This window comes from Acidiphilium sp. JA12-A1, assembly GCF_000724705.2.
GTDB lineage: Bacteria > Pseudomonadota > Alphaproteobacteria > Acetobacterales > Acetobacteraceae > Acidiphilium > Acidiphilium multivorum.
On record NZ_JFHO01000082.1, the window covers coordinates 1 to 12,854 of the forward strand.

The 12,854-nt window shown below is 69.8% G+C and carries 14 protein-coding genes; 12 read left to right on the plus strand and 2 right to left on the minus strand.

Annotated elements, in window-relative coordinates:
- The first annotated feature begins 192 nt into the window (after positions 1-192).
- Positions 193-513, plus strand: a complete 321-nt coding sequence (locus RT91_RS22325; protein ID WP_205408979.1) for a transposase — start codon at positions 193-195, stop codon at positions 511-513.
- A gap of 287 nt (positions 514-800) precedes the next feature.
- On the opposite strand, the gene RT91_RS14915 is transcribed toward RT91_RS22325, so the two are convergent.
- Together RT91_RS14915 and hemF are read right to left on the minus strand one after the other, a co-directional pair.
- Complete coding sequence (locus RT91_RS14915; RefSeq protein ID WP_007424669.1) at positions 801-2,780, minus strand: DUF2075 domain-containing protein; 1,980 nt, start codon at positions 2,778-2,780, stop codon at positions 801-803.
- A gap of 7 nt (positions 2,781-2,787) precedes the next feature.
- Positions 2,788-3,711 carry an oxygen-dependent coproporphyrinogen oxidase gene (hemF, locus tag RT91_RS14920; RefSeq protein WP_082468626.1) on the minus strand — a complete coding sequence of 308 codons (924 nt, stop codon included), beginning with the start codon at positions 3,709-3,711 and terminating at the stop codon, positions 2,788-2,790.
- A gap of 108 nt (positions 3,712-3,819) precedes the next feature.
- Between hemF and RT91_RS14925 the strand changes: the two genes are divergently transcribed.
- The 11 genes from RT91_RS14925 to RT91_RS14975 all read left to right on the plus strand — a co-directional run bounded on the left by RT91_RS14925 (position 3,820) and on the right by RT91_RS14975 (position 12,639).
- A complete protein-coding gene (locus tag RT91_RS14925; RefSeq protein ID WP_013641123.1) occupies positions 3,820-4,023 on the plus strand; it encodes a hypothetical protein in 204 nt (67 codons plus the stop codon).
- 1 nt (position 4,024) lies between these two features.
- On the plus strand, positions 4,025-5,212 hold the full coding sequence (locus RT91_RS14930; protein WP_035188075.1) for a cytochrome b N-terminal domain-containing protein: 1,188 nt from the start codon (positions 4,025-4,027) through the stop codon (positions 5,210-5,212).
- A complete protein-coding gene (locus RT91_RS14935; protein ID WP_007424672.1) occupies positions 5,212-5,943 on the plus strand; it encodes a cytochrome c1 in 732 nt (243 codons plus the stop codon). Before RT91_RS14930 ends, RT91_RS14935 begins: the two co-directional genes overlap by 1 nt.
- On the plus strand, positions 5,940-6,833 hold the full coding sequence (locus RT91_RS14940) for an S-methyl-5'-thioadenosine phosphorylase (RefSeq protein WP_035188078.1): 894 nt from the start codon (positions 5,940-5,942) through the stop codon (positions 6,831-6,833). The genes RT91_RS14935 and RT91_RS14940 overlap by 4 nt, the downstream gene beginning before the upstream one ends.
- A gap of 168 nt (positions 6,834-7,001) precedes the next feature.
- A complete protein-coding gene (locus RT91_RS14945; protein WP_012040432.1) occupies positions 7,002-7,649 on the plus strand; it encodes a peroxiredoxin in 648 nt (215 codons plus the stop codon).
- Positions 7,650-7,813: 164 nt separating this feature from the next.
- Entirely contained in the window at positions 7,814-8,596 is a 783-nt protein-coding gene (gene pstB, locus RT91_RS14950; RefSeq protein ID WP_035188080.1) for a phosphate ABC transporter ATP-binding protein PstB, read from the plus strand.
- Between the two features lie 11 nt (positions 8,597-8,607).
- On the plus strand, positions 8,608-9,327 hold the full coding sequence (phoU, locus tag RT91_RS14955) for a phosphate signaling complex protein PhoU (protein ID WP_035188083.1): 720 nt from the start codon (positions 8,608-8,610) through the stop codon (positions 9,325-9,327).
- 14 nt (positions 9,328-9,341) lie between these two features.
- Complete coding sequence (gene phoB / locus RT91_RS14960; protein WP_007424677.1) at positions 9,342-10,052, plus strand: phosphate regulon transcriptional regulator PhoB; 711 nt, start codon at positions 9,342-9,344, stop codon at positions 10,050-10,052.
- A 129-nt stretch (positions 10,053-10,181) separates the two neighbouring features.
- On the plus strand, positions 10,182-10,388 hold the full coding sequence (locus tag RT91_RS14965) for a DUF3311 domain-containing protein (protein ID WP_007424678.1): 207 nt from the start codon (positions 10,182-10,184) through the stop codon (positions 10,386-10,388).
- A complete protein-coding gene (locus RT91_RS14970) occupies positions 10,385-11,845 on the plus strand; it encodes a sodium:solute symporter (RefSeq protein WP_007424679.1) in 1,461 nt (486 codons plus the stop codon). Before RT91_RS14965 ends, RT91_RS14970 begins: the two co-directional genes overlap by 4 nt.
- 56 nt (positions 11,846-11,901) lie before the next feature.
- Positions 11,902-12,639 (plus strand): YoaK family protein, encoded by a 738-nt coding sequence (locus tag RT91_RS14975; protein ID WP_012040434.1) that lies wholly within the window; start codon positions 11,902-11,904, stop codon positions 12,637-12,639.
- Positions 12,640-12,854 lie beyond the last annotated feature (215 nt).

Below are 12,854 nucleotides of genomic sequence, written 5' to 3' on the forward strand. Positions count from 1 at the left end.
TCCACGCGGAACGGCTGGTGCATAAACTGGACACGTTCAACGACCAGCATCGCGCCGCTCAAACGCGGGTTCGTGGCCTGATCTGGGATTTTTACGCGGACCTCGAAAGCGTACCAGCAAAAACCGGGCAAGCGGCAGGCTCGGGCGTTACGGACCCGCTTCGACCGTATCTTCCTCTGCCGCACCGGCTTCGTGACGCTGGACCGTCTGCTGGCGCGGCTGCACGCCAACAAGGCCGAACTACTGATGGTGCTGGAACGGCCGGAAATCCCGCTCCACACCAATGGTTCGGAAAACGACATCCGCGGTCACGTCACGCGGCGGAAGATCAGCGCCGGAACCCGGAGTGAGACCGGCCGGGATTGCCGCGACGCGTTCCTGAGCCTCGCCAAGACCTGTGACAAACTTGGCATCGCGATCTGGGATTATCTGGGTAGCAGGTTCAAGGTGGTGGGGGCCGCGATCATCGCGCCGCTCGACTTCTACGTCAGAGCCCGCCTCCGCCCCACCTAACCAGTATCCGCGACAATTTCTTCGTTCCCGCCACCTGCTCGATCGTTGGCCTGCTGACCAAGTCGAACTCGGGTTACCCACCCTTTTGCCCCTCTTACAAAATAATATGTGAAACTAATTTTTGGCGAGCGCCACCTCTGGTGGCAAACGCCGCGTGAATCTCGCTGCCGTGGTGCTGGTCCCCGCGCCCGATGACGGGTCGGCATGATCGACGCGGGCGTTTCCGGGCACCCGCATCCGGCTGGTCGCCCGGCCATCCACCGGGTTGCGGATCCCGCCCCGGCGCGTCAGCCGAAAAGCAGCGGGGCAGGGGACTCCGCCCGCGCATCCACCGCCAGCGGCGCCGCGCCCGCCGCCGTCAGAAACGCCGCGATCCGGTCGAACTCCGCCGGCGGCCGTGTCGCATCCCCCGCATCGCCGGGCGGAACAAAAATCACCGTTTCATAGCGCGCGCGGGAGAGCAGCACCCGATAGGTATTCACCTGCCAGGAGGCTGCCTCCTTATGGCGGATCTCCTCCCACCGCGTGCCGCGAAAGCGCCGCGCCAGCCATCCATCCCCGACGGGCGGGCGGATCAGGTCGCCGCCCCAGCACAGGCCGACATTGTCGATCTCCAGCCCCTGGCAGGCATATTGCGTCGCCGGCGCCTCCAGCGCGTCCGAGGCGCGCACGTCCGGCCAGGCATTGAGGAACCAGCTCGCCACCGCCTGCCGGTCCATATGCGGAAAATCGGCCGACAGCCCCTCCGCCCGCAGCCGCTTCGCCCCGGCGCTGCACACGAGCCCGGCCCGCCGCGTCCCGCGCGAGGCCCCCCGCAGCGCCGCCCGCATCGCGTCGAGCGACCGCGTGATCCGGAACGGCACCCCGCCCGCGGCAGAAGCGATCCCCGCCGCCATCTCCGCCCGCCCGTCCAGCACCGCGTCGATCCACGCCGCGGCGGCGGCCGAGCGCACCTGCCGCACGCTGACATCCAGATGCAGCGCCGGATCGATCTCCATCCCCGCCGGCGCCGCATCCGCCAGCCGCCGCGCCGGATCGGGATGGCCGATCACCCCCTCCGGCCCGACGATCCGCCAGCCCGGCCGCCGCGCCAGCGCCTCGCCCCACGAGGCCAGCCCCGCCTCGCCGGTATTGATCTCCTGTCCGTTGCCCACCAGCGCCACGATCGCCGCCCCGCCCTCGTGCCGCGCCATGATGTCGAGAAACAGCCCGGCCTCGCTGTCATCGAGCTGGAACTTGCGCTGCCCGAAGGCCGCGTCCCATGCCCGCTGCGCCTCGTCGAACACGATCACCCGCTCATGCGGCGCCGCCGCGCGCGGCACGTTGTCGCGCAGAAAGCCGAGCAGCGGCTGGATCGCGCTGTCCAGCCGGTGGTTCGCCGCCCGCAGCGACATGCCGGGGCCCTTCGCATCCCGCGCCAGCGCCTCGCGCAGCACATGCACGAGCGGCAGGTTGCCGGTCAGGAACGCCGCAGGTGCGGCGCTGCGGAACACCGTGTTCAGCCCGCACAGCGTCTTGCCCGCGCCCGGAATCCCGGTGACGAACACCACAACCCGCTCGCCCGCCGCCAGCGCCCGGTCCACCGCGCGGCCGATCGCCTCGGTCGTCCGCGTCAGGTTGCTCACATCCGCCCGCGCCGCGGCGATCTCCTCCACCCCGTGCCGGCGATAGAGCATGGTCGCCGCCTCGACGATGGTCGGCACCGGCCGATACGCCCCCGCCTCCCAGGCCGCCGCGTCGATCGCCGCCGCCGGCGCCGGCAGCATCGCCTCGGTCGCCGCGATCAGCCCGCCGAGCGATGCGGCATTCGCCTCCATCACCGGCATGATCGGCTGGGCCAGCAGCGGCGGGGTCGCCGCGCGCGCCGGCGCGTCCGGGGCGACCAGCACCGGCACGATCGGATGGCGCCGGCTCTCGGCGTGAAAATCGAACAGGTCGAGCGCGTAATCCTCCACCTGCAACCGGTCGGCATTGGCGAACCGCGCCGCCCCGATCTTGAATTCGAGCACGAAAATCCCGCGCTCTCCCAGCACAACGGCATCGATCCGCCGCCCCAGCCGGATCAGCGGATATTCCAGCAACACCCGCCAGCCCGGGCACCCGGCCAGCGCCGCGGTCAGGATCGGCAGCTGCGCCCGCCAGGCGCGGATCTGCTCCTCATGGTTGAGCGCATGGGTCTCGACCAGCCGGCGGGCGAGGGCGCCGATCACCGCCTCCGGCGCCGCCGCGGCGAGCTCCCCCGCCGTGCCGGACCACCACGCCCTCACGCCGCCATCACGGCCATTTGACCTCGGGCGGCATGCTCATCAGGATCGCCTCGGTATTGCCGCCGGTCTTCAGCCCGAACGTGGTGCCGCGGTCATAGAGCAGGTTGAACTCGACATACCGCCCCCGCCGCACCAGCTGCGCCTCGCGTTCCTCCGGCGTCCACGCCTCGTCCATCCGCCGCCGCACGATCGCGGGATAGGATTCCAGAAACGCGAGGCCGACATCGCGGGTGAAAGCAAAATGCCGCTCCGGCTCGGTCTCCAGGTAATCGTAGAAAATCCCCCCCGCACCCCGCGTCTCGCCGCGATGCGGCAGGTAGAAATACTCGTCGCACCATTTGCTGAAGCGCGGGTAGTAGTCGGGATCGTATCTGTCGCACGCCGCCCGGAACGCGTCGTGGAACAGCGCCGCGTCCTCCTTCGCCGCCGCCGTCCCCGGCTGCAACGGGGTGAGATCGCCGCCGCCGCCGAACCATCCCTTCGTCGTCACGATCATCCGCGTGTTCATGTGCGCCGCCGGCACGCGCGGCGAGTGCATGTGCGCCACCAGGCTGATCCCCGCCGCCCAGAAGCGCGGGTCCTCCGCCGCGCCGGGAATGTTCTTCGCGAAGTCCGGGCTGAACGCGCCGCCCACCACCGAGATGTTCACCCCCACCTTCTCGAACACCCGGCCGCGCATCAGGCTCATCTCGCCGCCGCCCTCCAGCCGGTTCTGCCCGTCCGGCGCGCGCGTCCAGGGCGTGCGGGCGAAGCGGCCCGGCGCGCGGTCCGCCAGCATTCCCCCATGCGCGTCCTCGATCGCCTCGAAGGCGGCGCAGATGCGGTCGCGCAGCGTGCGGAACCACTCGCTCGCCGCCGGTTTCAGCGCCTCGTGGGCGGGGGCGGGCGGATTCGGTGCGGAACGATCATTCATGCCCGACTTATACAGCATCGCCGCCCCCCTTCCAGCGCGCGCAACCCCTCCCGCCGGCCGGACGGGATTGAATTTTATGCGGTTTGCGGTCATCCAGAGGCAACAGGTTGGTCACGGAGACAGCTCATGGCAACGCAAGCGGATGCCGGCGCGCATGGCGGCGGACAGGGAGACGGCGGGCAGCTCGATTCCCTGCGGATCATTTTTGCCACGATTTCGGTGATGGGGCTCGTCGTCCTGCTCTGGTGCTTCGCCGCCGCCCTCGCGCCCTCCCGCTCCGGGCCAGCCCCCGCGCCGCTCGCCCCGGCCATGATGAACCAGTTGCGCTGACATGAGCACCGACACGAAACCCGGCTGGTTCGAGGCCCGCCTGCCGCTCTGCGCCGTCTATCGCCGCCACTGGAGCGATGGCCTGGTCCCCGCCAGCCAGCCGCTCTCCTGGTCGGTCGGCCCGCTGGTCGGCGTCGCCCTCGCGGTGCTGACGCTCTCGGGCATCTGGCTCGGCCTCGCCTACCAGCCGAGCCTGTCCGGCGCCGCGCGGTCGATCGCCGACTACACCCGCAACGTCCCCTATGGCTGGCTGATCCGCGACCTGCACCGCGTCGGCACCACCATGCTGTTCGGCGTGCTGTTCGTCGAACTGTTCCGCGGCGCCTTCTACGGCACCTACCGCAACGGCCGCGAACTCGCCTGGATCATCGGGATCGTGCGTCTCTTCGCCTGCATGGCGGTCGGCTTCCTCGGCTTCGCGATGACCGGCAGCCCCGCCGCCCAGGGCGCGCTGCTGATCATGCAGGCGCATCTCGCCGCCATTCCGCTGTTCGGCCATCTTGTCGGCCCCGCCTTTCTCGGCGGCGCCGGCCTCACGGCCGCCACCGGCCCGCGCATCGCGATGGCGCATGAGGCGATCGGCTTCCTCGTCCTGCTGATCGCCGCCCTCACCATCGCCGCCTCCCGCGCCGCCCCGCCCGCCAACCCCGACGGCATCGCCACCCCCGACCCGCGCGACCTGCTGCCCCGCTCCGCCCAGGCCGGCCAGTATTTCACCGCCTTCCTGATCTTCGCGCTGATCTTCGCCGCCATCCTCGCCTTCAATCCGGGCCTCGGCACGCCGAAAACCCCGGTCCTGCCGGCGGCGCTGGCGATTCCTCTGCGGGTCACGCCGCCCTGGTACCTGCTGGTCTTCCACGGCTTCGCCCGCATGGGCGGCTCGCCCGGCGGCGGCCTGCTGCTGACGGTCGCGGCGTTCCTCCTGCTCGGCGCGCTGCCCTGGCTCGATCGCGGCGCGGTGGCGAGCTGCCGCTACCGTCCGGTCTATGCCGGTTTCCTGGTCCTGCTCGCGGTCGATCTCGTCCTCCTCGGCATCGCCGCCAGCGAGCCCGGGCGCGGCCTCTGGCCCGCCGTGATCGACATCACCGCGATCTACGCCTTCGCCCATTTCCTCATCATCACGCCGCTGGTCACCATGCTGGAAACCCCGCACGAGGTGCCGGCGCGGCTTTCGCGGAGGACCGCCTGATGCGGCGCCTGCTTGCCACCTGCCTCACCGCCGGGGCGCTTCTCGCCGCCGGCCCGGCCCTCGCCAGCGGCAACGGCTTCGGCTTCGACTCGCTGTTCGGCGGCTACAGCCAGGCCGCGCTGCAGACCGGCTTCGCCGTCTACCGCGCCGACTGCGCGAGCTGCCACGGGCTCAGCCTCGTGCACTACCGCGATCTCGGCGGCATCGGCCTTTCCGAGAAGGACATCGCGGCGATCACCGCGCAGATCAGCCAGCCGGACGGCACCGACGCCCACGGCAAGCCGCATATGGTCAAGGCCACGCCGGACGACGCCATCACCTGGTCCTACCCCGATGCGAAGGCCGCGATCGCCGCCAATCACGGCGCCCTGCCGCCGGACCTCTCGCTGTTCGAGGCCGGCCATCCGCGCGGCGCCGCCTATGTCCAGTCGCTGCTGCTCGGCTACCGCAAGGCCCCGCCGAACCTGACCCTGCTGCCGAACCACTATTACAACGTCGCCTTCCCCGGCGGGCAGATCGCGATGCCCCCGGCGCTGAAGCCCGGCTCCGTCACGCTGGCCGACGGCAAGCAGCCCGACGCGGCGCAGATGGCGCACGACGTCGCCGAATTCCTCGCCTGGACCGCCGATCCCAAGCTGGAGGACCGCAAGGTCAGCGGCCTCGGCGCCATCCTCTTCCTGCTCGTCCTCGGCGGTCTCGGCGCCGTCGTCTTCCGCCGGCGGCGCGCATGAGCGCGGCCGAACCCCGCCGCCCGGTCATCGGCGTCATCGGCGGCTCCGGCCTCTATGACATCGAGGGGATCGAGGACAAGCGCTGGGAGCGCGTCGCCACCCCCTGGGGCGAGGCGTCGGACGAGCTGATGTTCGGCACGCTCGAAGGTGTGTCGGTGGTGTTCCTGCCGCGCCACGGCCGCGGCCACAAGCTCTCGCCGACCGACCTCAACTACCGCGCCAATATCGACGCGCTGAAACGCGCCGGCGTCACCGACATCCTGTCGATGTCCGCCGTCGGCAGCCTGCGCGAGGATCTGCCGCCCGGCCATTTCGTCATCGTCGACCAGTTCATCGACCGCACCTTCGCCCGCGCGAAAAGCTTCTTCGGCGCCGGCTGCGTCGCCCATGTCTCGATGGCCGAGCCGGTCTGCGCCCGGCTGGGCGACGCGCTGGAACGCTCCGCCCGCGCGCTCGACCTGCCGGTGACCCGCGGCGGCACCTATCTCGCGATGGAAGGCCCGCAATTCTCGACGAAGGCGGAAAGCCATCTCTACCGCGCCTGGGGCTGCTCGGTGATCGGCATGACCAACATGCCCGAGGCCAAGCTCGCCCGCGAGGCCGAGCTCTGCTACGCGACCGTCGCGATGGTCACCGACTACGACTGCTGGCACGAGGATCACGAGGCGGTCACGGTCGAGCAGGTGGTCAAGGTGCTGCTCGGCAATGCCGACCGCGCCCGCGCCCTGGTCCGCGCCGTCGTCCCCGGCCTCGGCGCCGCCCGCCCCGCCTGCACCGCCGGCTGCGACCACGCGCTCGACCACGCGCTGATCACCGCCCCCGCCGCGCGCGACCCCGATCTGGTGGCACGGCTCGACGCCGTCGCCGGCCGCGTCCTCTCCGGCGGCTGACCGCCGCGGTTGGTCATGGCGGCTGACCGCCGCGGTTGGCCATCCCCCAAAGGGCGAGGGCCGCGCGTTTTGCGCTTCGCCGCGTCCGGTCCTATGTGTCGGGCACGCCGCCGGCCGTCCGGGCCGCGCGGCGTCGCCCTTTGCCATCAGCGATGGAGGATCACCAGCATGGCTCTTCAACTCGGCCAGATCGCGCCGGATTTCGAACAGGACAGCTCCGAGGGGCGCCTGAAGTTCCACGAGTATCTCGGCTCGTCCTGGGGCATCCTGTTCAGCCACCCGAAGGATTTCACCCCGGTCTGCACCACCGAGCTGGCCGAGGCCGCGCGCCTGATGCCGGAGTGGAAGAAGCGCAACGTCAAGCCCGTCGGCCTCTCGGTCGACACTGGCGAGAACCACAAGGGCTGGGCCGCCGACATCGAGGAAACCCAGGGCCAGACGCTCAATTTCCCGGTCATCGCCGACCATGACCGCAAGGTCTCCACCCTCTACGACATGATCCACCCCGCGGCCGACCCGACGGTGACGGTCCGCTCGGTCTTCATCATCGACCCGCAGAAGAAGATCCGCCTGATCATGACCTACCCGCCGGCGACTGGCCGCAACTTCGCGGAAATCCTCCGCGTGATCGACGCCCTCCAGCTGACCGACGGCTACAAGGTCGCCACCCCGGTCAACTGGACCGACGGCAAGGACGTGATCATCGTCCCCTCGCTCTCCGACGAGGAGGCGAAGCAGCGCTTCCCCGAGGGTTTCCGCACGCTCAAGCCCTATCTGCGGATGGTGAAGCAGCCGAAGCTCCCCTCGGCGAGCTGAGCCGCGGCCGCTGTCATGAAAGCTTCATGCGACTGTCACAATGGTTGCATGATAGTCCGCTACTGCCATCCGGCGATGCCGCCGGCGCGTCCCGCGGTCCGCAAGGGCCGCGGGCGGCGTTTTGAGGAACAGGTCATTTGGTGATGCCCGACGCAGCTGCCCGCATGAAGTCCGAAGTCGTGGAGCCGGCGATGGAACCCCGCGTCTCGATCCGCAATCTCGACTTCTATTACGGCGCGACCCAGGCCCTGAAATCGGTCTCGATCGACTTCCCCGACCGCCAGACCACGGCGATGATCGGCCCCTCCGGCTGCGGCAAGTCCACCCTGCTGCGCGTGCTCAACCGGATGTACGACCTCTATCCCGGCCAGCGCGCCGAGGGCGAGGTGATCCTCGACGGCGAGAACATCCTCGACCCGAGGACCGACATCAACCGCCTGCGCCGCCGCGTCGGCATGGTGTTCCAGAAACCCACGCCCTTCCCGAAATCGATCTACGAGAACATCGCCTTCGGCGTCCGCCTGCACGAGCGCCTCTCGCGCAGCGCGATGGACGAGCGGGTCGAATCCGCCCTGCACAAGGCGGCGCTGTGGAACGAGGTGAAGGACAAGCTGCACGCCTCGGCCAACGCGCTCTCCGGCGGCCAGCAGCAGCGCCTGTGCATCGCCCGCAGCATCGCGGTCAGCCCGCAGGTCCTCCTGCTCGACGAGCCGACCTCCGCCCTCGACCCGATCTCGACGCTGCGCATCGAGGAGCTGATCGACGAGCTGAAGCGCGACTTCACCATCGTCATCGTCACCCACAACATGCAGCAGGCCGGCCGCTGCGCCGACCGCGTCGCCTTCTTCTATCTCGGCGAGCTCATCGAGGTCTCCGACGCGACGCAGATGTTCACCGCCCCGCGCGAGCGGCGCACCCAGGAATACATCACCGGCCGGTTCGGCTGAGGAGCACGGCCATGCCCGAAGACAGCAAGCACATCCTGAGCAGTTTCGAGGCCGATCTCGCCCGCCTGCGCGACATGATCGCGGCGATGGGCGGCCTGGTCGAGACCGAGCTCGCCGATGCCGTCACCGCCCTTCTCACCCATGACAGCGCGATCGCCGCCCGCGTCGTCGAGATGGACGCGAAGGTCGATGCCGACGAACGCGCGATCGAGCAGTTCGCCGTCCGCGTCCTCGCCCTGCGCCAGCCCGTCGCCGACGATCTCCGCCAGGTCGTCGCCGCGCTGAAGGTCACCACCGACATCGAGCGCATCGGCGACTATGCGGCGAACGTCGCCAAGCGCACCCTGGTGCTCAACCAGGCCGGCTCCACCTGGCCGCTCGCCAGCCTCTCGCAGATGGCCCGCCTCGTGCAGGAAAGCCTCAAATCCACGATCGACGCGATCGGCGAGGCCGATCCGGTGAAGGCGATCTCGGTCTGGCGCGCCGACCAGATGATCGACGATCTCTACACCACGATCTTCCGCGAGCTGATCACCTACATGATGGAAGATCCGCGCAACATCACCGCCTGCACGCATCTTCTCTTCATCGCCAAGAATCTCGAGCGCATCGGCGACCACGCGACCAACATCGCCGAGCTGACCTACTACGCCGCCACCGGCCAGACCCTGCCCGATGCGCGGCCCAAGGGCGACCTTTCGGCCAGCCCCGGGGCGGGTGCTGGTTCCTGAGGAGAGACAACGCGATGAACGAGGCGGCGAAGCCGTTTGTGCTGGTGGTCGAGGACGAGGCCCCGCTGGTCACCCTGCTGCGCTACAATCTCGAGAAGTCCGGCTTCCGCGTCGACGAGGCCGGCGATGGCGGCGAGGCGCTCGGCCGCATCAACGAGGCGATGCCCGATCTCGTCCTGCTGGACTGGATGCTGCCCACCATGTCCGGCATCGAGGTCTGCCGCCAGCTCCGCCGCAAGCCCTCCACCCGCCATCTGCCGGTGATCATGCTCACCGCCCGCGCCGAGGACCAGGACACCGTCCGCGGCCTCGAAACCGGGGCCGACGACTACATCACCAAGCCCTTCTCGCCCGAGGCGCTGATCGCCCGCATCCGCGCCCTGCTGCGCCGCAGCGGCACCGCCCCGGCCAGGGCGCCGCTGGTCTTCCACGATCTCGAGCTCGACCCCACCACCCACCGCGTCACCCGCGGCGGCCGCGTCCTGCATCTCGGCCCCACCGAATTCCGCCTGCTCGAATTCTTCATGCGCCACCCCCGCCGCGTCTTCTCGCGCGAGGACGTGCTGAACGCCGTCTGGGGGCGGGACATCCATGTCGAGCCCCGCACGGTGGACGTCCACATCCGCCGCCTGCGCAAGTCCATCAACGCCGAGACCGACATCGATCTGGTCCGCACCGTCCGCGCCGCCGGCTACGCGCTCGACCTCGACGCCGTCGAGGCCTGACCGCCGCGGCGCCCCGCGCGCCCGCGCCGCCGCTCCCTGCGCCTTCGCGATAAAAAGCTTGCGGCGCGCCCTCCGCCTGCGCCAGACTGCGCGCGGAGACGCCGTCGCACAATAAACAAGGGAGCAACCATGAAACCCATCCACTGGATCGCGGCATTGCCGTGCATCGTGATGCTGCTCGGCCCCGTGCTGCACAACGAGGTCGATCCCCTCATCCTCGGCATGCCCTTTCCCCTCGGCTGGATCACCGTCTGGATCCTGATCACCGCGGTGGTCATGGCCCTCGTCTACGCGCTCGATCCCGCCAACCGCGACGGCGCGGGGGCCGGCCGATGAGCATCGCCCTCGTTCTTCTCGCCCTGTCCGCCGTCTTCGCCCTCGTGCTCGGCGTCGTCGCCCGCACCGGCCACGAGATGGGCCTCGAGCAATGGACGGTCGGCAACCGCGGCTTCGGCGCCATCCTCGTCTTCCTGCTGCTCGCCGGCGAAATCTACACCACCTTCACCTTCCTCGGCGCCTCCGGCTTCGCCTACGGCCAGGGCGCGCCGGCCTATTACATCCTCGCCTACGGCACCATCGCCTACGTCATCGGCTATTTCATGCTCCCGCCGGTCTGGCGCTACGCGAAGCAGCACCACCTCGTCTCCCAGCCCGACTTCTTCGCCCACAAATACGACAGCCCCTCGCTCGGCGTCGTCGTCTCCCTGGTCGATATCGTCGCGCTGATCCCCTATCTCGTCCTCCAGCTCACCGGCCTCGGCATCATCGTCACCGCCGCCAGCTACGGCGCGATCCCGGACTGGATCTCGGTCCTCATCGGCGCCGTCGTCGTCACCGTCTATGTCATCATCTCCGGCGTGCGCGGCTCCGCCTGGACCGCCGTCGCCAAGGACCTGATGATCCTCGCCGTCGTCCTCTTCCTCGGCCTCTGGCTGCCGGCGCATCTCTATGGCGGCATCGGCCCGATGTTCACGCAAATCGCCAAGGCCAAGCCCGGCTTCCTCGTCTTCGCCGCGCACGGCACCTCGGTCTGGTGGTTCGTCTCCACCGTGCTGCTGACCGCGCTCGGCTTCTTCATGTGGCCGCATTCCTTCGCCAGCTGCTACACCGCGCGCGAGGAGAAGGTGTTCCGCAAGAACGCGATGGTGCTGCCGCTCTACCAGCTGATCCTGCTCTTCGTGTATTTCGTCGGCTTCGCGGCGGTGCTGAAGGTTCCCGGCCTCAAGGGCGCGGCGACCAACCTCGCCCTCTTCAAGATCGTCACCGCGACGCTGCCGCCCTGGGTGGTCGGCGTGGTCGGCGCCGCCGGCGTCCTCACCGCCCTCGTCCCCGGCTCGATGATCACGATGACGGCCGCCACCCTGCTCTCGCGCAACATCTACGGCGCCTTCAACCGCGACGCCTCGGACGACCAGGTCGTCTTCCTCGCCAAATGCCTGGTCCCGGTGGTGATGGCGGTGGCGGTCTATTTCACCCTGACCGGCAACTCCACCATCGTGACCCTGCTGCTGGTCGGCTACAGCTTCGTCACCCAGATGTTCCCCGCCCTGATCGCGAGCCTCTTCCCCCGCTCCGGCGTCACCCGGCAGGGGGCGATGGCCGGCATCGTCGTCGGTGTGGCGGTCGCCGCCTGGCTGACCTTCAGCCACGCCTCGGTCGGCAAGCTGCTGCCCTTCCTGCCCGGCCCGCTGAAGGACTTCAATGTCGGCATCATCGCGCTGATCGCCAACATCGTCGTCCTCTTCGCCGTCAGCGCGGTCACCCGCAGCGCCGCGACGGCGCCGGCGGAATAGCGTCGCGTCCCTCGCGGCAATGGTCCATGACGGGTCCTCCCCAGGATAATCCCGTCATGGACCACGCCAACGCCACCTTCCTCACCGCGGCCGATCTCACCCTCGCCGCCCTCGCCTTCGCCTCGGGCAGCGCGGACATCTTCGCCTTCCTGAAATTCCACGACGTCTTCACCTCGGCGATGACCGGCAACACCGCGCTGCTCGGCCTCGCGCTGGGGCAGGGGCACGTCCTCGCCGCCCAGCGCTCGCTCGCCGCGCTGCTCGGCTACTGCTCCGGCAGCGTCGCCGGCACCATCCTGAACGATGCCGCCGCCCGGTTCCGCCGCGCCCTCCGGCTGCGCCTGCTCATCGGCGCCGAAGCCGCCTTCCTCGCCGCGGTCCTCGTCCTCTGGGCGGTGGCGCGGCATCCCGTCTTCGGCCCGCACCTCTATGTCCTCATCGTCGCCGGCGCCTTCGCCATGGGCATGCAGAGCATCGCCGCCAAGGAAATCAACCTCCCCGGCATCAACACCGTCGTCGTCACCAACACCCTGACCCTGGTGATGAGCGCCGTCGGCGCCGCCCTGCGCCGCAGCCTCCGCCACCGCCGGCCGGACCTCTCGCCCTTCACGCCCATCACCCTCCGCCAGTCCGGCATGCTGGGCGTCTACCTCGCCGGCGCCGCCCTGTCCGGCTTCCTCGCCGAATCCCTGTCCCGGGCCATCGCCATCCCCGCCCTCGCCGCGGCGCTGCTCGCCTTCGCCACCGCCGGCCGCTTCCGCGAAAGGCCTCGCGCCGTGCTGCCCGGCGCGTGAGGGTGCCCGGCCGCGCGGCCGGTCCGCCGCGCCTCCGTCCCACCGCCCCCGTCCCACCGCGCCCCATCCCGCCCCGGCGCGAGGCGCCTTGCCCACCCCCGCCCGTTCGTGTTTCAAACGGGGCGATGAGCACAACTGACGACATCGCCGCGCGCCTCGCCCGCATCGTCGCCGGGCTCGTCGACCTCGTCGCCGCGAAGGGCCTCGCGCGCGGC